This is a genomic window from Sulfitobacter sp. TMED3 (genome assembly GCF_002167505.1).
GTDB lineage: Bacteria > Pseudomonadota > Alphaproteobacteria > Rhodobacterales > Rhodobacteraceae > Sulfitobacter > Sulfitobacter pontiacus.
This window is the reverse complement of sequence record NZ_NHBI01000022.1, coordinates 137635-157474: the sequence shown is the minus strand read 5'-3', so window position 1 is coordinate 157474 and position 19840 is coordinate 137635. Positions and strand designations below refer to the sequence as shown.

Annotated in this window: 18 protein-coding genes and 1 pseudogene; 9 read left to right on the top strand and 10 right to left on the bottom strand. The window is 62.7% G+C overall.

Features of this window, described 5'->3' with window-relative positions; genetic code table 11:
• Positions 1-16: 16 nt before the first annotated feature.
• The 3 genes from CBB63_RS06840 (at position 17) to CBB63_RS06830 (ending at position 3246) form a co-directional block, all read left to right on the top strand.
• Entirely contained in the window at positions 17-1978 is a 1962-nt protein-coding gene (locus CBB63_RS06840) for a DNA gyrase/topoisomerase IV subunit B (protein ID WP_114865319.1), read from the top strand.
• Positions 1971-2354 carry a hypothetical protein gene (locus CBB63_RS06835; protein WP_286698604.1) on the top strand — a complete coding sequence of 128 codons (384 nt, stop codon included), beginning with the start codon at positions 1971-1973 and terminating at the stop codon, positions 2352-2354. The genes CBB63_RS06840 and CBB63_RS06835 overlap by 8 nt, the downstream gene beginning before the upstream one ends.
• 211 nt (positions 2355-2565) lie before the next feature.
• Entirely contained in the window at positions 2566-3246 is a 681-nt protein-coding gene (locus tag CBB63_RS06830; RefSeq protein ID WP_005852368.1) for a hypothetical protein, read from the top strand.
• On the opposite strand, the gene CBB63_RS06825 is transcribed toward CBB63_RS06830, so the two are convergent.
• A complete protein-coding gene (locus tag CBB63_RS06825; RefSeq protein ID WP_286698603.1) occupies positions 3243-3674 on the bottom strand; it encodes a c-type cytochrome in 432 nt (143 codons plus the stop codon). The two genes, CBB63_RS06830 and CBB63_RS06825, sit on opposite strands and share 4 nt — an antisense overlap.
• 91 nt (positions 3675-3765) lie before the next feature.
• Here CBB63_RS06825 and CBB63_RS06820 point away from each other — a divergent pair, with 91 nt between their 5' ends.
• Complete coding sequence (locus CBB63_RS06820; RefSeq protein ID WP_064217430.1) at positions 3766-4200, top strand: DMT family transporter; 435 nt, start codon at positions 3766-3768, stop codon at positions 4198-4200.
• A 6-nt stretch (positions 4201-4206) separates the two neighbouring features.
• Here CBB63_RS06820 and CBB63_RS06815 read toward each other — a convergent pair whose 3' ends face one another.
• From CBB63_RS06815 to proS, 5 genes are all read right to left on the bottom strand, one after another.
• A complete protein-coding gene (locus tag CBB63_RS06815) occupies positions 4207-4953 on the bottom strand; it encodes a calcium-binding protein (protein WP_286698602.1) in 747 nt (248 codons plus the stop codon).
• Between the two features lie 82 nt (positions 4954-5035).
• Entirely contained in the window at positions 5036-5719 is a 684-nt protein-coding gene (locus CBB63_RS06810) for an ABC transporter ATP-binding protein (protein WP_286698601.1), read from the bottom strand.
• A complete protein-coding gene (locus tag CBB63_RS06805; RefSeq protein ID WP_286698637.1) occupies positions 5712-6959 on the bottom strand; it encodes a lipoprotein-releasing ABC transporter permease subunit in 1248 nt (415 codons plus the stop codon). Before CBB63_RS06805 ends, CBB63_RS06810 begins: the two co-directional genes overlap by 8 nt.
• 175 nt (positions 6960-7134) lie before the next feature.
• Entirely contained in the window at positions 7135-7647 is a 513-nt protein-coding gene (locus tag CBB63_RS06800) for a DUF2937 family protein (protein WP_286698600.1), read from the bottom strand.
• Between the two features lie 86 nt (positions 7648-7733).
• Positions 7734-9074, bottom strand: coding sequence for a proline--tRNA ligase (gene proS, locus CBB63_RS06795; RefSeq protein ID WP_286698599.1), 1341 nt, complete (start codon positions 9072-9074; stop codon positions 7734-7736).
• 171 nt (positions 9075-9245) lie between these two features.
• On the opposite strand from proS, the pseudogene CBB63_RS06790 reads away from it, so the two are divergent.
• From CBB63_RS06790 to CBB63_RS06770, 5 genes and pseudogenes are all read left to right on the top strand, one after another.
• Positions 9246-10608 (top strand): annotated as a pseudogene (locus CBB63_RS06790) (FAD-dependent oxidoreductase).
• 148 nt (positions 10609-10756) lie between these two features.
• On the top strand, positions 10757-11836 hold the full coding sequence (locus tag CBB63_RS06785) for an AI-2E family transporter (protein WP_009826519.1): 1080 nt from the start codon (positions 10757-10759) through the stop codon (positions 11834-11836).
• Positions 11837-11840: 4 nt separating this feature from the next.
• Entirely contained in the window at positions 11841-12524 is a 684-nt protein-coding gene (locus CBB63_RS06780; RefSeq protein ID WP_286698598.1) for a P-loop NTPase family protein, read from the top strand.
• A gap of 52 nt (positions 12525-12576) precedes the next feature.
• The gene (locus CBB63_RS06775) at positions 12577-14751 is read left to right on the top strand and encodes an RNA degradosome polyphosphate kinase (protein ID WP_286698597.1); all 2175 of its coding nucleotides are present in this window, start codon (positions 12577-12579) and stop codon (positions 14749-14751) included.
• A 179-nt stretch (positions 14752-14930) separates the two neighbouring features.
• Positions 14931-16505 (top strand): Ppx/GppA family phosphatase, encoded by a 1575-nt coding sequence (locus CBB63_RS06770; protein WP_286698596.1) that lies wholly within the window; start codon positions 14931-14933, stop codon positions 16503-16505.
• 468 nt (positions 16506-16973) lie between these two features.
• On the opposite strand, the gene CBB63_RS06760 is transcribed toward CBB63_RS06770, so the two are convergent.
• The 4 genes from CBB63_RS06760 to CBB63_RS06745 all read right to left on the bottom strand — a co-directional run bounded on the left by CBB63_RS06760 (position 16974) and on the right by CBB63_RS06745 (position 19808).
• On the bottom strand, positions 16974-17999 hold the full coding sequence (locus tag CBB63_RS06760; RefSeq protein WP_286698594.1) for an endonuclease/exonuclease/phosphatase family protein: 1026 nt from the start codon (positions 17997-17999) through the stop codon (positions 16974-16976).
• Positions 17999-18679 carry a molecular chaperone DjiA gene (locus tag CBB63_RS06755; RefSeq protein ID WP_286698593.1) on the bottom strand — a complete coding sequence of 227 codons (681 nt, stop codon included), beginning with the start codon at positions 18677-18679 and terminating at the stop codon, positions 17999-18001. The genes CBB63_RS06760 and CBB63_RS06755 overlap by 1 nt, the downstream gene beginning before the upstream one ends.
• A gap of 32 nt (positions 18680-18711) precedes the next feature.
• Positions 18712-19137: a GNAT family N-acetyltransferase gene (locus CBB63_RS06750; RefSeq protein WP_502695877.1), complete on the bottom strand. Its 426-nt coding sequence runs from the start codon at positions 19135-19137 to the stop codon at positions 18712-18714.
• Positions 19138-19193: 56 nt separating this feature from the next.
• Entirely contained in the window at positions 19194-19808 is a 615-nt protein-coding gene (locus CBB63_RS06745; protein WP_286698591.1) for a VOC family protein, read from the bottom strand.
• Positions 19809-19840 lie beyond the last annotated feature (32 nt).

Genomic DNA, 19840 nt, shown 5'->3' with positions numbered 1-19840 from the left:
ACAGGCAGGCCCCTACATGTCCGATCTTCTTTCCGGTGCGCAGAGCAACGCCAAGGAATATGATGCCTCTTCGATCCAGGTTCTTGAGGATATGGAGCACGTGCGCCTGCGCCCCGGCATGTACATCGGGGGCAAGGACGATCGCGCGCTGCACCATATGGTCGCGGAAATCATCGATAACTCGATGGACGAGGCCGTCGCGGGCCATGCCACCTGGATTGAACTGGAACTGCATGAAAACGGCCATGTCACCGTGCGTGACAACGGGCGCGGCATCCCCACCGATCCGCACCCCAAAGACCCCAGCAAATCGGCGCTGGAGATCATCTTTTGCACGCTGAACGCGGGCGGCAAATTCTCGGGCGATTCGTACGAGACCTCGGGCGGTCTGCACGGTGTGGGGTCGTCCGTGGTCAACGCGCTGTCGGATCACCTGCGGGTCGAAGTCGCGCGCAACCGCGAGCTGTTCGCGATGGAGTTTTCGCGCGGCATCCCCCAAGGCAAGCTTGAGAAAATCGGCGCGGCCCCGAACCGGCGCGGCACGGCTGTCACCTTCCACCCCGATGCAGAGATCTTTGGCCCGCTCAAGCTCAAGCCCGCGCGGCTGTTCACGATGGCGCGGTCCAAGGCCTATCTGTTTTCCGGCGTCGAAATCCGGTGGAAATGCGGCCAGCAGGACGGCGACACCCCGCAAGAGGCGACGTTCCACTTCCCCGGCGGCCTGTCGGACTATCTGAACGAAACGCTGAAAGGGTCGACAACCTACGCCGAGCATCCCTTTGGTGGCACCGTCGACTTCCGCGAGAAGTTCAACGCACCGGGCAAGGTCGAATGGGCGATCAACTGGACGCCGTCGCGCGATGGCTTCATCCAGTCCTATTGTAACACCATCCCCACCCCCGAAGGCGGCACCCACGAGGCGGGCTTCTGGTCCGCGATCCTGAAGGGTGTCAAAGCCTATGGCGAACTGGTCGGCAACAAGAAGGCCGGCACCATCACCCGCGACGATCTGATCACCGGCGGCTGTGCGCTGGTGTCCTGCTTTATCCGCGAGCCTGAATTCGTCGGCCAGACCAAGGACCGTCTGGCGACGGTGGACGCGCAGCGCATGGTGGAAAACGCCGTGCGCGACCACTTTGACAACTGGCTGGCGGCGGATACCAAAAGTGCGGGTGCGATCCTTGATTTCCTTGTGCTGCGCGCCGAAGAACGCCTGCGCCGCCGTCAGGAAAAAGAGACCGCGCGCAAGACCGCCACGAAAAAGCTGCGCCTGCCCGGCAAGCTGACCGACTGTACCTCCAAGACCCGCGAAGGCACCGAGCTGTTCATCGTGGAGGGCGATTCCGCCGGTGGCTCCGGCAAGGGCGCGCGCAACCGGAACACGCAAGCCTTACTGCCGCTGAAAGGCAAGATCCTCAACGTGTTGGGGGCCGCGTCGAGCAAGCTGAACACCAATGCCGAGATCAACGATCTATGCGAGGCGCTTGGCGTCGGAATGGGCACGAAGTTCAATCTGGACGATCTGCGCTATGACAAGATCATCATCATGACCGATGCGGATGTCGACGGGGCCCATATCGCGGCGCTGCTGATGACGTTCTTTTACACCCAGATGCGCCCGATGATCGACGCCGGGCACCTCTACCTCGCGTGTCCGCCGCTTTACCGTCTGACCCAAGGGGCCAAGCGCGTCTATGTGGCGGATGATGCGGAAAAGGACATGTGGCTTGAGAAAGGCCTGGGCGGCAAAGGCAAGATCGATCTGCAACGCTTCAAGGGTCTGGGCGAAATGGACGCGAAAGACCTGAAAGAGACCACGATGGACCCCACCACCCGCAAGCTGATCCGCGTCACCGTCGACGAAGACATGCCCGGAGAGACCGGCGATCTGGTCGAACGTCTGATGGGGAAGAAACCGGAGCTGCGCTACCAGTATATTCAGGAGAACGCCCAGTTTGTGGAGGAGCTGGATGTTTGAGGTAACTGAGAACGCCAATATCTCCGTTGAAAAGGCCCCGCTCGGAGGCGCAGGCATTGTAACCGTATTTCTAGGCGATGGTTGGAAAATTGCATTCACTTTCGCCAAATTCATTCCTATCGTAAAGACAGATATCACCAAGCCATTTACTGTTATCGAAGAAAATATTTCCGATACTGTCAGCCACAAAATGTTCCGACGTATACTAGAATCTTATTGTGATGCATATGGTACCATTCCATATCGTTTTTTCGATCTTTCCGGGGCTAGCTGGCGACTTGAAACAACAGCCACGGATTTAGCTGTACGTTCTGGCAAATTTGACTGGGTAGCGAATGGAAACGACCCATGTGCTGCTCTGAAGTTAGCTAACTAGGACGATTGAGCGTCTACTATTGAATTTGACTGGTTCAGCCTGTCGGAACCAACTTAAATCCCATAGCTTGCATCCAGTTTCTTAATGTTGCAACTGCCCCCCCGGGGCTCCGCCCGTTCGCCCCTGAAACCTTCCCTCGGAAGATTTCAACACGGGCCTCACGTCAAAAATACCGCTTGATCCGCACCACGCTTTCACTCAACGTTTCGGCATGATCCGAGCCTTCATCCTCCTCATGTTTCTGGCCTCTTGCGGGCGGCCGTTGACCCAGAATGAGCTGCTGTTCGCGGGCGATATCATGGGGGATACGCTCAATTACCCCAAGGTGCGGCTGCATGACGGGTCGCCCTCGCGCGGGGTGACGATGACGCGCAAGGCGCGACCGCGCACGACCTGTCGCGAACGTATCCTGCCGCCTGAAAAGGTCGGCGAGGTGATCACTACCAAACCCGCCGCCGTGGCGCTGTGGAATACGGTGCTGTTTGACGAAGACTGGTATCTGGACGATTACCTGCCCGACTATCCCGACCGGATCGGGCTGATCGCGGCGATGATCTTTGCCCATGAGCTGACCCATATCTGGCAGTGGCAGAACCGCAAGACGACGGGCTATTCGCCGCTGCGTGCGGCGTTTGAACATGGCGGCGGGGCGGACCCGTATCTCTTTGATCTGGAGAGCGACCCGAAGTTTCTGGATTTTGCCTTTGAACAACAAGGCTCTATCGTCGAGGAATTCGTCTGCTGTCGCGCGTTGGACCCGCAGGCACCGCGCACCAAACGGCTGCATGCGCTGATCTCGCAAGAAATGCCCGTAGCACCCCTGCCCCAAAGCCGGCCCTATGCGGTGCGGATGCCCTGGGACGGGGTGGAGGTAAACGGGATCTGTAGTTAGCGCTGGATGCTTTCAAGATAGACCAGCAGCCCCGCCAGCACCCTTGGTGTGGGCGTCAGCTGGCCATCTAGGTCGACTGGCACCAGATCCAGCGCCATGCCCTCGCCAAAGTGTGGCATCACCCGTTGCAGGTGGCTGTCTGTAGCATCGCCTGCAGGGTCGCCGTAGATATAGGCCAGCGTTTTGGTCTGCGGAAACCGCCCGCCATTGTCGCGCGCCAGGAGGGTCAGGTCGCGGGGCTGCGGGCGAAGGCCCTTGGCCGCGGCGCCGGCCCCTTGGGCGTTCAGCCCGTGGCATTGCACGCAGTTTTCGGTAAAAAATGCCGCCCCTTCCGCGCGGTCGGGGGCCTCGGGCAGGGTCTGTGCGGGCATACAGGCGGCCAGCCCCAAGAGCAGCGGCACGCCGAGGGCGATTATGGTTTTCATCATATGATCCTCCGGTAGGTCACGGGGATGCTTGCCCTTGGCGGGGGTCTTCGCCATGATCTGGATCAAGAAACGGGAAAGATTAGGGACTCTCATGGCGCATTATGCAGTTGTGATGCTTTTGGCCGGGGTTGGCATTCCCGTTCTGGCCGCGTTGAACGCAGGGCTTGGTAGCCGGATCGGATCCCCTGCGGCAGCGGCTACGGTGCTGTTTGTGGTGGCGTTTACAGTCAGCTTACTGGTCGCGATGTTGGTGGGGCGGCAAGGGTTTGCGCAGATCCCCGCGGCCCCGAAGCATCTGCTGCTGGCCGGATTTCTGGTGGCCTTCTACATTCTGTCGATCACTTTTATCGCGCCGCATTTCGGCGTCGGCAATGCGGTGTTCTTTGTTCTGGTGGGCCAGCTTTTCAGCGCCGCGGCGATTGACCATTTCGGGCTGTTCGGCGCCCAGGTGTCGCCCTTGGGGGCAGCGCGGGCCGCTGGCATTGCCCTCATGTGTGCCGGTGTCTGGTTGACCCAGCAAGCCTGAGGCCGTTCAGGCCGCGTCTTGTAGCGGGTTGGTCAGCACAAAGAGGATTTCATCCTCGGCCAAGGGGTTTTCGATCCCCGGCAGGGTGATGGTGAGCCCTGTGCTGAGCGTGACCGTCAACTCTCCATCCGCGACGGTCTGATCGGTGACAGAGGCGTTTTCATCGTCGGTTTCGACAATCAGGGCATCGGTGCCCACGTCATAATCGGTGACCGTGATCCCGCCTGTGGCGCCGTAGATCGCAGTGAACCTGTCCGCGCCCGTGCCCCCGATGCCGGTGTCATTCGCCCCCAATCGCAGGCTGTCGTCGCCGTCTTCACCGATCAGCTCGTCAGCGACCCCGTCGTCACTGCCGTCTTGGGCGTTGACCCCGCCCGAAAGCGTGTCATTGCCCTGCCCGCCAAACAGGATGTCGCGCCCGTCGGTGCCTTGCAATGTATCATCCCCCGCCGTGCCGGTTTGCGACTGTGCGTCATCCTCGGGGGGTTGCGCGGTGTCGTCGATCGTCTCGACCGCTGGATCCTCCGCGATCGGCACGTCGGTCGGCGTGGCGGTTGGCGCGTCGGCTTCAGGATCTGCCGGGTCGGGGGTCAGTACATCGTCCATGCCTGCGCCCGTGGTCGTCCCCATATCGGGCACGCCGATGGGGATTTCTTCGTCCTCGACCTCATCCTCCGTATCCTCGCCAAACGGGTCAAACACGGCCAGCATGGGGCCGAAAGCGGCAAAGAGCATGACGAGCAAAGGTGACATGGCAACATCCTGTTTTGACACAGTTTGCCCCCTGCTCGTGGCGCCCGTTGGGTCTGGGTAAGGATAAATTAAGGCAGCCGCCTTAAAGCGCGACGAGCTGCCCTGCCTCCAGCCGGATCTGGCGGTCCATCCGCGCGGCAAGCTCAAGGTTATGGGTCGCAATCACCGCCGACAGCCCCGTGCCCCGCACCAGCGTCATCAGCGCGGCAAAGACCTGATCCGAGGTGGTCGGATCAAGGTTGCCTGTGGGCTCATCCGCCAGCAGCAGCCGTGGCGCATTGGCCAGCGCACGACAGAAAGCGACCCGTTGCTGTTCGCCCCCCGACAGCGCCGCCGGGCGGTGGTCGGCGCGGTGGCCGATGCCAACCTCGTCCAGCAAGGACAGCGCGCGGGTCTGCGCCTCGGACTGCGAGACACCGTTCGCCAGCTGCGGCAGGACGATATTTTCCAACGCGGAAAATTCAGGCAGCAGGTGGTGGAACTGGTAGATAAACCCCACATCGCGCCGCCGCACGCCAGTGCGTTTGCGATCGGACTGCCCTGTCATATCGGTGCCGCCNATNTCNACNGTGCCGGTGTCGGGCGTGTCNAGCAGACCNGCGATATGCAGCAGCGTTGACTTGCCCGCGCCAGAGGGGGCGACCAGTGCGACGACCTCTCCGGCGGCGACGGTCAGGTCGATGCCGCGCANCACGTTGACTTCGTTCGGTTGGCCGGGGTTGTAGGATTTGCCAATCCCCGAGAGCCGCAAAACAGGATCATTCATAGCGCAGCGCCTCGACTGGGTTCATGCGCGCGGCACGGCGCGCGGGGAAGATGGTGACGACGAAGGACAGGCCAAGCGACAGGCCGATAGCCGACATCACGTCACCGAATTGCAGTTTGGCGGGCAGGAAGTAGATGCCGCGGATCGATGGATCCCATGCGTTGCCCCCCGAGANGTAGTTCACGACGGCAAAAATCTGATCGACATAGAGCGCGAAGAGACAGCCAAGGATCACCCCCATCGCGGTGCCGATGATGCCCGTGAAGGCCCCGCAGATGAAGAACACGCGCAGGATNGACCCTTCGCTCAGCCCCATGGTGCGCAGGATCCCGATGTCGCGCCCCTTGTTCTTGACCAGCATGATCAGGCCCGAGACGATATTCATCGCCGCGATCAAGACAAGGATGCTGAGGATCACGAACATCACGCGGTCCTCGATATCCAGCGCGCTNANAAACGACCCCGACGCATCGCGCCATGTCCAGATCAGGCCGCGTTCCCCCGCGGCGGATAGCAGCGGCACGGTCAGATCATCCACGCTATCGGGGTTTTCGACCATCACCTCAAGCTCATCGGCGACGCCTTCGCGGTTGAAGAAGGATTGCGCCTCGGCCAGNGGCAGATAGGCGCGGGTGCGGTCGATGTCATAGCGCCCGGCCGAGAAGATATAGGTCACCTCGTAGCCATTCACGCGGGGCGANGTGCCAAAGGCGGTTTTCACCCCGTTCGGAGAGATGATCTTGATCGTNTCGCCCAAGCCGACCCGCAGNGCCTGNGCCACGCCGGACCCGATGGCGATGCCCTGTTCGAAATCGGCCAGATCGCCGTCGGCGGTTTCGGGGTTGGCGATGCGTGGGATATTGGCCAGATCGGTGGCCTCGATGCCGAAAATCTCGATCCCCGCGTTGGCCTGACCCTTGTTGGCCATCACCTGACCGCGCACCAAAGGGGCCACCTGCGTCACGCCCGGCACCTGGGCCACACGCGCGGCCATCTCGGTGTAATCGGGTATCCCCGTCTGGGACACGCCGTTCTCATCCACCGACGCCATATTATACACGGTCACATGGGCATTGGCCCCTAGGATCGTATCGACAAATTCAGCCCGAAAGCCCGACCGCACGGCAAGGGTCGCGATCAGGGCAAAGACTGCCAGCGTGATCCCGATCAGGCTGATCCAGGTCATCACGCTCACGCCNCCTTCGGCGCGACGCGCACGCAGATAGCGCCAGGCGATCATCCATTCAAAAGGGGCGAAGGGCGGTGTCGAGGATACTGGTTTGGCCAAGGGATGGTTCCGATCTGGGATCAATCGCGCGCAACCTCGCGGTTTCGGCGCATCGGGTCAAGCTAGGAATAGGGTCAAGCGAGGAGTGGTCGCGCGGCAGCTTGTACCGCAGGTAAAGGCNNGNGTGTCAGCGGCCCTGCGCCGNTATGCGGGCNCCGCGCCGCCGGAACGGGGCGCGTAACAGTCGCAGCAGCATCGCTAGCCCCAAGCCGCCCGCGACAAANCCNACNCCAGCAAACACCACNCCGGCAAANTTCAACGGTACNGCGGGCTGAAACGCCTGCCACGCNGCCCCCGCGATCTGCGGGTCCGACATCTGCGGCAGGTGGTAGGCGCGCATGAAAGGCCCCTGCCCCTGCAATCGGGTCAGGGCGGTTTGCAATGTCTCGTAGCGGGNAAAGGTCGCGGCCATATCGGCGCGGCGCCGCTCCATAAACGCGGTGCCGGTCATCTGCGCCANGGCATCGCTGCGCGACAGGCCGACCGCTTGGGCGCTGGCATCGAAATCGGCAACGACCTCGTGCAGCGCATCGACCGCCCCGCCCAACCGTTGCANATATTGCTGNGAGTATTCGGGGAATTGCGAGGTCACCGCCGCGCCCGCCACACCGCCAGCAAGGGTCAGCGCCCGCAGGATCATGAAACGCCCCAAAGGTCCGTTGTGCAGCGCTTCATGATCCGCCCCCGTTTTTCAAGGCCCCNCGTTCCAAGGCCNGTCGTTNAAGGTTAAGCGATACCGCGATAAATCCCGGCGATCTTTTCNACCGCGGCNTCNGGNGTCATCTCTTCGCTTTCGCCGNTGCGGCGCGAGGTCAGCTCGACCACACCGTTTTTCAGNCCCCGCGGCCCGACNGTGATCCGCCATGGGAGGCCGATCAGGTCCATCGTCGCGAACTTGCCACCCGCGCGTTCCTTGGTGTCGTCATACAGCGGGTCCAGACCCAGAGCCTGCAGGCTGGCATANAGCGCNTCACAGGCCGCATCCGCCTGTTCGTCGCCCTGCTTGAGGTTCACAATCCCNACATGGAACGGCGTCACGCCCTCNGGCCAGATGATGCCCTTGTCGTCATGCGATGCCTCGATGATCGCGCCCAGCAGNCGGCTGACGCCGATGCCGTGCGACCCCATGTGCACCGGCACNGGCTTGCCNTCGGGCCCCTGTACGGTCGCCCCCATCGGNTCGGAATANTTCGTCCCGAAATAGAAGATCTGCCCCACTTCGATCCCGCGCGCGCTGCGCTGGCGTTCGGCGGGGACTTCGGCGAAAAGCGCTTCGTCATGGGTCTCGTCCGTGCGGGCATAGCGCGAGGTGAACTCCTCCATCACGGCCTGACACTGGTCGACGGAATCATAGTCGATCTCGCGGTCGCCGAACTTCAGCTCGGTGATCTGGCTGTCATAGAACACCTCGGATTCGCCGGTTTCCGCCAGCACGAGGAATTCATGCGTGTCGTCGCCGCCGATCGGGCCGGAATCCGCGCGCATCGGGATCGCCTGGAGCCCCATGCGTTCATAGCTGCGCAGATAGGTCACCAGATGGCGGTTATAGGCGTGCAGCGCGTCTTCTTTTGTCAGATCAAAGGTATAGCCGTCCTTCATCAGGAACTCGCGGCCGCGCATGACGCCGAAACGGGGGCGGACCTCGTCGCGGAATTTCCACTGGATGTGGTACAACGTCATCGGCAGGTCCTTGTACGACCCGACGTGGCTGCGGAAGATATCAGTGATCATTTCCTCGTTCGTGGGGCCATAAAGCATATCGCGGTCCTGACGGTCCTTGATACGCAGCATCTCGGGGCCATAGGCGTCAAAGCGGCCGGATTCCTTCCACAGGTCCGCCGATTGCAGCGTCGGCATCAGCATCGGGATGTGGCCCGCGCGCTGCTGTTCTTCGTGCACGATGGTTTCGATCTTGCGCAGCACCTTGAAGCCAAGCGGCAGCCACGAATAGATCCCCGCCGCCGATTGCTTGATCATGCCCGCCCGCAGCATCAACCGGTGGCTGACAATCTGCGCCTCAGAGGGGTTTTCCTTGAGCACAGGCAAAAAATAACGGGACAGACGCATGATGATCCTCTCAGAGTGAATTGGCACCTGACTATGATAATCCCCGCGCCGAGACAATCACGAACAGAAGGGGCACCAACAGCGGGGCACCAAGTCCCGCGTCCCGCAACCGATTGACCCTCGGCGCACAGACGCGTTTGTTGTGAGCGGCACAAAACAAAAGGACGCCCTATGACCCTGATCCTAGAGCCCGCGCGCGAAACCCCTGTGATCCACGAGACTGGCGTGCTGGTGATCGGCTCCGGCCCCGGTGGTCTGGCCGCGGCCCTTGCCGCCGCCCGCGCCGGGGCAGAGGTGACGCTGCTCGACCGGTTCGGCTGCTTTGGCGGCAATATCACCGTGGTCGGTGTCGAAGGCTTTGCCTGGTACCGCCATGAACAGACGATAGAGGCCGGCGGCATCGGCTGGGAATTCGAGGAACGCGCCAAGGCGATGGGGGCTGCCAGCCCTGAATCCCAATCGCTCAGCTACGAGCTGGACAGCGAGGGGTTCAAACTTGTCGCNGACCGGCTGGTGACCGAAGCAGGNATCCACCCNATGCTGCACCGCCAGTTCGNAGCNCCCATCATGGATGGGCGACACGATCCGGGGNGTCATCGTCGAATCAAAAGCGGGCCGCGAGGCGATCCTCGCCAAAATCGTGATCGATGCCACGGGNGACGCCGATGTCGCNCANCGNGCNGGTGCCCCGACCTACAAGACCCCGGTCGAGGAGATGCAGGCNGCCTCGGTCATGTTCCACATCGCGGGCGTCGNTAAGGCGGCCTTCATGGCGGGGGTCAAGGCCGACCCGCAGACNTANGCCAATTGGTCCACNGGCGAATGGGTGGTCGAAACCGATGGCAAGGAAGACGCGATGTTCTCTCCGTTTCTGGCCAAACCCTTTGCCCAGGCCATCCGCGACGGGCGNATGCCCGCCAACCTCAATACCATCGGGGGCACNTGGGGCGCTGTGCATGACAGTGGCGAGATGACCTATATGAACCTCGTCCACCTTGCAGAATGCGACGGCACCGACCCCGACAGCATGACCCGCTTCGAGATCGAGGGCCGCGCGCAGGCGATGCANGCGATTGACGCGCTCAAGGCCTATACGCCGGGCTGCGAGACCGCGCGGCTGCGCAATTTCGGCATGAGCATCGGCATCCGCGATACGCGCAAGATCGACGCGGTNTACAANATGACCGAAACCGACGTGCGCCAGCAGGCCCGTTTTGACGACAGTATCGGCATCTACCCCGAGTTCATCGACGGCTACGGCGTGTTGATCATCCCCACCACGGGGCGCTACATGCATATCCCCTACCGTGCGATGCTGCCCAAAGGGGTGAAGAATCTGCTCGTCGCGGGCCGCGCCATCGGCGGCGATAAAATCGCCCATGCCGCCACGCGCAACATGGCGTGNTGCACGGTGGCGGGCCAAGGCGCGGGCGTCGCGGCGGCCATCGCGCTGGCTTCGGGCTGCCCGCTGGAAGCCGTGCCGCTGGAGCNCGTGCAAAAAACCCTGCAAGATCAGGGCGTCCGCCTGNATTGACCGCGCCACGCCCGCTTCCAAATGGCTCTAAATCCTCGCCGAAGGCACCTGCCCTATCGGCGNGTNCTGCCGATCCATTTCACCACGGGCCTTGAAAAACCGGCCCCGTTGCGCAATGTCGACCGAAACCAGAATGCGAGGATGCGGCATGGGCCTGCCTATCAGAGATCAGATGAAATACTGGGGTGTCGCGGGGGCGATTTTTCTGGTGTTCCTGTGGTTCACCGGTAACGTGCTGCTGCCGTTTCTGATCGGGGCGGCGATTGCCTATTTCCTGGATCCCGTGGCCGACCGGCTNGAAGCCATGGGNCTNAGCCGCGCGATGGCCACGATGGTGATCACGCTTGTCGCCTTGCTGATCTTCGTGCTGATGGCGCTGCTGGTGATCCCGACCTTGATCAATCAGGCCGTCAACCTGTTCGAGGTCGCCCCCGAGCTGACCCGCAATTTCACCAATTTCCTGACCGAACGTTTCCCCGCCCTGCTGGACGAAGGATCGACNCTGCGCAGCTCGATCAACTCTATCGGGTCGACCATTCAGGAACGCGGCGGCGAGGTGCTNAACACGGCGATCTCCTCGGCGGCGTCGCTGCTGAACGTGATGGTGCTGTTTGTGATCGTGCCGGTGGTTGCCGTCTATCTGCTGCTGGACTGGGACCGTATGGTCGCCCAGATCGACCGCTTGCTGCCGCGCGACCACGCGCCGGTGATCCGTCGCCTTGCGCGTGACATCGACCGCACGCTGGCGGGGTTCATCCGCGGCATGGGCACCGTCTGCCTGATTTTAGGGGCCTATTATGCCATCGCGCTGATGCTGGTGGGGCTGCAATTCGGCCTTGTGGTGGGCTTTATCGCGGGTCTGGTCACCTTCATCCCCTATCTCGGCGCGGTTTTGGGCGGAGCCTTGGCCATCGGTCTGGCGCTGTTCCAGTTCTGGGGGGATTGGTTCTCGATCGGGATGGTGGCGGGCATCTTCGTGCTCGGCCAGATGATTGAAGGCAACTTCCTCACCCCCAAGCTGGTGGGCAATTCGGTCGGGCTGCATCCGGTCTGGCTGATCCTCGCGCTGTCGGTCTTTGGCTCTTTGTTCGGCTTTGTCGGCATGCTGGCCGCCGTGCCGATTGCCGCCGCCCTTGGCGTGATTGCACGCTTCGCGACCGAGCAATATGTCGAAAGCTCGCTATATCAGGGCACGCAGCGCAAGACCTTGGACGAAACGGCGGACTGACACGATGGCACAACAGCTTGGACTTGACCTTCCCAGCCGCCCNGCACTGGGACGGGACGACTTTTTCGTCGCCCCGTCCAACGCGATTGCCGTGGCCATGATCGAGGGCTGGCAGGCCTGGGCGGGGCGCAAGATGGTGCTGACCGGCCCGCCCGGATCAGGCAAGACCCATCTGGCGCATGTCTGGGCCAATCTGTCCGGCGCAGGNATNATCGACGCGCGCGACATTGCCACNGGCGATATCCCCGCGCTGGCNCAAGGCCCGCTGGCGGTCGAGAACGTCCCCGACATCGCAGGCGATAATGCGGCCGAGACGCATCTTTTCCACCTGCACAATCTGGTGCTGGCCGAAGGNCATAGCCTGCTGCTGACCGGCACCCCNGCGGTGCCCCAATGGGGGCTGCATCTGCCTGANCTGACCAGNCGTATGCGCGCGGCGACGGCGGCCGCACTTGAAGCGCCCGATGACAGCCTGCTCACNGCNGTCATGGCCAAGCTGCTGGCCGACCGCCAGCTGACNCCCAAACCCGATGTGATCCCCTATNTGCTGCTGNGNATGGACCGGTCTTTCGCNGCCGCGGGTGANCTGGTCGCGGCNCTGGATGCCGCCAGTCTGGCGCAACAAAAGCCGGTGACACGGGCGCTGGCCGCACAAGTGCTGGACAATGGGTTTAACGCCGCGCGATAATCTTCTCAGATTTCGTCACAAACCCATTACAATGCAACGCCATAAGGCCNTCATGACAAACGCTGACTTTCTCGAATCCGCCTTCGTNCCGCCGCAGGATATGCCCGATCTGGACATCACCGGCCCCGGTCGTTTCTATAACCGCGAGCTNAGCTGGCTCGGGTTCAACTGGCGTGTTCTCGAAGANGCCAAGAACCCCCGCGTGCCGCTGCTGGAACGCCTGCGCTTCCTNTCGATCTCGGCNGGCAACCTCGACGAATTCTATACCGTGCGTGTCGCNGGNCTGCGCGAGCTGGCTCAGGCGGGCAACACCACCCCCGCCAGCGACGGGCTGACCCCTGCCCAGCAACTGGTGCTGATCAACGAAGACGCGCGCAAGCTGATGACCGAACAACAGCGCGTGCTGGTCGATCTGATGTCAGAGATGGACGACCAGAACATCATGCTCGAACGCGCCGCTGATCTGGACGCGGCCGATCTGGCCTATCTTGACGATGTATTCCTGCACCGCGTCTTTGCGGTTCTGACCCCGCTGGCGATTGACCCCGCGCACCCCTTCCCCTTCATCCCCAACACCGGNTACGCGCTGGCGCTGCAACTGGAACGCACCAGCGACAAGCGCCCCCTTCAGGCGCTGCTGCCGATCCCGGCGCAGATCGACCGTTTCGTCGCCCTGCCCGCCGCCGAAGGCTCGCTGCGGTTCCTGCCGCTCGAAGATCTGCTGGTGCTCAAGGTGCCGGGGCTGTTTCCGGGCTACAAGCTCAAGGCGCATTTCGAATTCCGCGTGCTGCGTGACAGCGACCTTGAGGTCGAGGAAGAGGCCGANGACCTGGTGCGCGAATTCGAGGTCGCCCTGAAACGCCGNNGCCGCGGCGAGGTCGTGCGCCTGACCCATTCCGCCGGTGCCCCCGAAAAGCTGAAATCCGTGGTCATGGCCGAACTGGGCGTGCGCCCGCAGGATGTGATCGAACTGGACGGGATGATCGGCATCAACGACCTGTCCGAACTGGTGACNGATAGCCGCCCCGATCTGCTCTGGCCGCAATTCACCCCGCGCATCCCCGAACGCGTGACCGACCACGAAGGCGATATGTTNGCCGCGATCCGGTCCAAGGACATGCTGCTGCACCACCCCTACGAGACCTTCGATATGGTGGTCCGCTTTCTGGCNCAGGCCGCNCGCGATCCNNANGTGGTGGCGATCAAACAGACGCTTTACCGCACCTCGCGCGACAGNCCCATNGTNGAGGCNCTGTGCGAAGCCGCCGAAGACGGGAAATCCGTCACCGCGCTGGTCGAGCTCAAGGCGCGTTTCGACGAGGCTGCCAACATCCGCCAGTCNCGCCGGCTGGAACGCGCGGGCGCACATGTCGTCTATGGGTTTCTCGACCTCAANACNCANGCNAANATCTCGACCGTGGTGCGCCGCGAGGGCGATCAACTGGTCACCTATACCCATTATGGCACGGGCAACTATCACCCGATCACCGCACGGATCTATACCGATCTGTCGCTGTTCACCTGTGACCAGAAGCTGGGCCGCGACGCGACCAAAGTGTTCAACTACCTGTCGGGCTACGCGCAACCCGACACGCTGGACAACCTCGCCATCTCGCCNATCTCGTTGAAGCCGCGCCTGCTGGCGATGATCGCCGCCGAGGCCGACCATGCCGCCGCTGGCAAACCGGCAGAGATCTGGGCCAAGATGAACTCCATCGTGGATGCGGATGTGATCGACGCGCTTTACGCCGCGAGCCAGGCAGGGGTGAAGATCAGCCTGGTGATCCGCGGCATCTGCGGGTTGCGCCCCGGCATCAAGGGGCTATCCGAAAACATCCGCGTGAAATCCATCGTCGGGCGCTTNCTGGAGCATTCACGCATCGTCTGCTTTGGCAATGGCTACGGGCTGCCGCATAAGAAATCGCGGGTCTTCATGTCCTCCGCCGACTGGATGGGCCGCAACCTGACCCGCCGCGTCGAAACCCTGGTCGAGATCGAGAACCCCACCGTCAAGGCGCAGATCACCAGTCAGGTCATGGCNGCCAATCTTGCGGATGTGGCGCAAAGCTGGGTCATGTCCCCCGATGGCAGCTTTGCCCGCCCCGAGATTGCAGAAGGCACCTTCGCCTTCAACTGCCACCGCTTCTTCATGGAGAACCCCTCTCTCTCCGGNCGNGGCACGGCGGGCGCATCCGACGTCCCGAAACTGACCCATACCGAAGACTAACCGCTTCATTTTGCCTGTAAACTCTCGCCGAAGGCGCATCTNTCCNCTTGCGTTCCCGCTGGCGTTTNTATCCCCCCANCNCGGCGGGGTTTTTCACGNGCCCGTTTGCGTTAACGATTGACGCGGCGGGCCGGCTGGGCCAACTTGCCCCCCAAACAAAGGCCCCCGCAGGAGCGTCCGTGGCAGATAAAACCGACACCCCTCCGCCCTCTCCCGTCCCCGAAACGGGCGTCGCTGATCTGGGCCTGTTCGGCAAACCCCTGTTCCAAGACCCNTCGGCCCGTGCGCTGGCGCGTGTGGGNGTGGTCGATGTGGGGTCGAACTCTGTCCGGTTGGTGGTGTTTGACGGGGCCGCGCGGTCGCCTGCCTATTTCTACAANGAAAANATCATGTGCGCCCTTGGGGCNGGCATGGCCGAAACAGGCCATCTNTCGCCCGAAGGCCGGGTCCGCGCCCTCTCTGCCATGCGCCGCTTCAGCAAGCTGGCACANGGCATGGGCCTGTCCGAGCTGACCGTCGTCGCCACCGCCGCNGTGCGCGANGCCAGCGACGGGCGTGATTTCTGCGACGAGGTGCAGCGCGAGACGGGCCTGAAGATCTGGGTCATCGACGGCGAGGAAGAGGCGCGGCTGTCAGCGCAGGGTGTTTTGCTGGGCTGGCCCGGTGCCTTTGGTCTGGTCTGCGACATCGGCGGGNCGTCGATGGAACTGGCGGAAATCTCGGGCGGGCGCGTGGGCAAACGGGTGACCTCGGCGCTTGGGCCGCTGAAACTGCGCGACATCAAGGGCGGTGCCAAGGCACGGCAGGCGCAGATCAAGACGGTGATCGAAGGNCTGGCCGAAAAGATGGGCGCACAGCGCGACCGTCTGTTTNTGGTGGGCGGCTCNTGGCGTGCCATCGCGCGCATCGACATGGTGCGCCGCGGCTACCCGCTGCACGTGCTGCATGAATACCGGATGACNCCGAAATCCGTCCGCGAGACGGTNAAACACATCCAGACCAGCGACCATGAAGANCTGCGCAAGATCAGCGGCGTCTCCTCCAGCCGGATGGCNTTGGTGCCCTTTGCCGCCGAAGTGCTGTCGCGGCTGGTCAAGACCTTCAAACCNAAGGATATNGCGATCTCCAGCTACGGGATCCGCGAGGGGATGCTGTANGAACAGATGCCCCAACGCCTGCGCGACCGCGACCCNCTGATCGAGGCCTGCCGCTTTGCCGAAGCCAAGGACGCGCGCACNCCGGGGTTCGGCAAGGCGCTGTTCGACTTTATCCTGCCGCTCTATAAATCCGCNCCGCCGCAGCGCAAACGNCTGGTNAAGGCCGCCTGCCTGCTGCACGACGTCAGCTGGCGCGCGCATCCCGACTACCGCGCCGANGTCTGTTTTGACAACGCAACACGGGCNAATCTGGGCNGGCTGAANCATTCAGAACGGATCTATCTGGGGCTGGCGCTGCTGCACCGCTATTCCAACAAACGCGAGAATACCCGTTTCGAAGACCTCTATGAAATGGTCGATGAAAAGACNCGGCTAGAGGCCGAGATTCTGGGCAAGGCCATGCGCTTTGGCGCGATGCTNTGGATGAACCCCGAGGAAGAGCGCGGCCANNTGCGCTGGTTCCCCAAGAAAAAGCTGCTGGAGCTGTGGCTGACCGACGACATGATGCCCCTGTTCGGAGAGGTCGCCGAAGCGCGGCTGAATTCCCTCGCCCTGTCCCTGGGGGCCGAGGTCCAGCTTAAGACCTGCAAGAAATAGCCTGTCTTACAGGTCGATCTGCGGCACCTCGTCCAGATAGATCGCGGGCGGGGGCGGCGTTTCCTCAGGTGTCTTGTCTTCGGGCATGTCATCTTCCGGCGCGGGGTCTGGCTTGCGGCGGATCACGATATCGCCGTTGGGCATCTTTTGGGGCGGCTCATAGACGCTCCAATCCTCGACCTCTTCCAGCAGATCGGTAAAGGCGGGCCCCATCTCGGAAATGAAATTCCGCANCGCGGGGCTGGCCTTGCGNCCCCACTCGCCTAGCCCTTCCAGCGCGGGGGCCATCTCTTTCTTCATACCGTCAAAGAAATCCCGCGCCCCGCGTTCCATCAAGGAAAAGCCGGAGCCGTCGTTTTCCTGCTCCTGCGCNACGGCGACACTGGACAGGCANATCAGGGTGGTGGTCAAAAGAAACTGTCTCATGCGGCGAAGACTGCCCTATTTCATCTTGTGATGAAAGCGGGATTAAAGGCGCGNCGNCANGTCCAGATCAATCGTCACCGGAAAGTGATCCGACGCNGTGATCAAGGCGTCGCGCAANGCGGCATCCCCCCAGCATTCNGGGTCGTCCAACGGGTGCCAGATGCGCCANTGCGGCCGATGCGCGGTCAGCGCCGGGCTGATCATGATGTAGTCCAGCAGCGCCTGCAAATAGCGTTTTTCGGGCGCGATCCAGAAGCGTGACGTGGTGGGCATCGCCCCGATCCGCTGGCCCAAGGCGCGGGTCGCATGGGGATCGACGAGCGCGCGATCCTGCCGGTGGCCCATCACAATCTCGACCGAGGACCGCCCGAAAAGATCCTCGAAACTGTCCAGNCCCGGCCCGTCGTTCAGATCGCCCAAGACCATCAGCGGCGTNCCNTCGTCCAGCCGCGCATCNATCCGCCGACGCAACCAGATCGCCTGCGCCAACTGCTTGCGCCGGTTGGCGATGCCGATGCGCAGCGCATCCTGCGGCGTCTTGGCCCCATGGGGGGCCTTGGATTTCAGATGCGCGCCNATCATGTGAAATGCCACCCCTTCGCGGGTAANGATATCNANCTCNAGNGGCGGTTTGGAAAAGACGACATGATCCTCGCGCGCGTCGATATCCAGATCAATGTCCAACGTCCCGTCAAAGCGCGGCGCNTCCCCCTGCCCGACCGNACCACCGGGCGCATGGGTGGCCGACAGCCGGTCNGNATCGAACAACAGCGCGATTTCCTGCTGCGTGTCATTGGCAAAGCCGATCACCGCCTTGCGGGTGCGCAGATCGAAATGCGCGGCAAAGCGTTCCAATGCGGCCACCGTGCCGCGTTTGCGGCTTTGGTCAGGGGCCTCGATCACCATCACAGCATCGGCATCCATCGCGCGAAACACAGTGCCTAAAGCCTGCGCCTGCTGCGCACGGGTGATATTGTGGCGCGCCGACCAGCCGTCATCCAGCAACAGTTGNTCCTCATCGTCGAACAGACCNGTGAACCATTCNACGTTATAGGTCGCGATCCGCATTACTGCGCCTTGCCTGACCAGGTCTCCCACGCGCGGTTGATGTCGATCATGCGTTTTTCGGCCATGGCGATGGCCTCTTGCGGCAGGCCGCGGGCGACCAGAGCATCGGGGTGATTGGCCCGCACCANCTTGCGCCAGGCCGCGCGCCCCTCTTCAAGCGAGGCATCGGGCGGAATGCCCAGAACCGCATGGGGCANCGGCGAGGTATCGGGCACGAACCGCGCCCGAAGCGAGGCAAAATCGCTGTCATCCATCGCGAAGATCTGCGCGACNCGCACCAGAAACGCATCCTCGTTCGGGTGGTACATGCCGTCGGCCATGGCGATGTGGAACAACCCTTCGATCAGGTCATGCAACGTCTCTGGCTGGTCCGCNAACATCTGCGCAATGCGCGCGGCGTAATCCTCGAACCCGGCCACATCGTGCCGTGCCAGATTGAACACCCGCGCCGCCCCCTGCTGGTCGGCCTCGGCAATCTGGAACACTTCGCGAAAGGCGGTAACCTCGTCGCGGGTCACCTGCCCGTCGGCCTTGGCCATCTTGGCCCCAAGCGCGATCACCGCAATGGTAAAGGCCACCGACCGCTCTGGCGGGGTGCGCAGACGGTCGAAAACAGCCGACAGCCCCTCACCGGCGGTGAGCGCTGACAAAGCTTCGGTGATGCGAGACCAAATAGACATGACGCCCACCATACGGGGCAGCGCCGGGGAAGTCAGCGGGGCGTCAGCATTTTCTGCATCAAAATTAGGTCAAGCTGCTGCCCGTNCTTCTGCCCGATGCGCGGCATCCTGCCCACGTGGTCAAACCCGAGNGCNGCATGAAAGCCGACGGCACCCGGATTGGCCCCGCTGATCGCCGCCACCATGACGCGCCGCCCCTGTGCGACGGCCGCATCACAGGCGGTTTGCATCAAGGCACGGCCGGCACCCGCGCCCTGTGCTGCGGCATCNAGNACGATCGAATGCTCCACCGCATCGCGATACCCCACCCCGCTGCGAAAGGCCCCGTAGGTGATGAAACCGGCGACACCCTCCGCNTCGGCCACCCAGAACTGNCCCGNGCGACCGNNGATCAGCGCCNCGACCTCTGCANCGGTCTTGGGCTGCGACGTGAAGGTGAACAGCGTTTGCGTGATCATCACATTCCACAGGGCCGCCACCACACCGGCGTCACTGCCCTTTGCAGGCCGGATGATCATGCCAGTACAGCGCGGCCCGCAGGCGTATCAAAACGGGCAGACAGCGCCGGTGTCCCGACCTCGAACACCACGCGCGCATCGGTGAAGATCGGGGCAAGCGTTGCCGCCAACGTCTCTGCCTGCGGGTGCTGGACCGTCAATGTCAGCAGACGACAGCCAGAGGCATCAAGCCGCTGGGTCGGATGGGCCTCGCCTTCCCATTGCATCAAGGCAGGGGCGCAATTGTCATAGGGCAGCATACCGGTTTCCGGCACCGCCATACGCCAGCGCAGATCCCCGCGCTGCAACGCCACCGGCGCGCCATAACCTTCGGGCAAGGCTTCCAGCGTCGCCTCAAGATCATCGCAGCGGCAAATCCAGTTGGACAGCCGCGCCGGGCCGTTGAACCGGTCCAGATCAAACCAGCGCGCATAGGCAGGCGCAGGCGCGTCGGGGTCTACGGCAATCGCCTCCAGATACAGCGCATCCGCAAGCCCCAGCAGATGGTTATGCGTGCCAAACACCGCATGTGCGCCGCCCGCTTGCAACGGCACCCCAAGCACCTGCGCGGCCATGTCGGACGCGGCTTTCAGGCTCTCGCCCGCGACGGCAAGATGGTCCAGTTCGATCATTGGTCCTGCTTCCAGATGGTTCAAATCCTCGG

Bases quoted from the DNA above. Each gene is read 5' to 3' on its own strand.
- CBB63_RS06820 (WP_064217430.1), top strand. From the start codon at position 3,766: ATGGCGCATTATGCAGTTGTGATGCTTTTGGCCGGGGTTGGCATTCCC.
- CBB63_RS06830 (WP_005852368.1), top strand. From the start codon at position 2,566: ATGATCCGAGCCTTCATCCTCCTCATGTTTCTGGCCTCTTGCGGGCGG.
- CBB63_RS06745 (WP_286698591.1), bottom strand. From the start codon at position 19,808: ATGATCGAACTGGACCATCTTGCCGTCGCGGGCGAGAGCCTGAAAGCC.
- CBB63_RS06835 (WP_286698604.1), top strand. From the start codon at position 1,971: ATGTTTGAGGTAACTGAGAACGCCAATATCTCCGTTGAAAAGGCCCCG.
- CBB63_RS06825 (WP_286698603.1), bottom strand. From the start codon at position 3,674: ATGATGAAAACCATAATCGCCCTCGGCGTGCCGCTGCTCTTGGGGCTG.
- CBB63_RS06840 (WP_114865319.1), top strand. From the start codon at position 17: ATGTCCGATCTTCTTTCCGGTGCGCAGAGCAACGCCAAGGAATATGAT.
- CBB63_RS06815 (WP_286698602.1), bottom strand. From the start codon at position 4,953: ATGTCACCTTTGCTCGTCATGCTCTTTGCCGCTTTCGGCCCCATGCTG.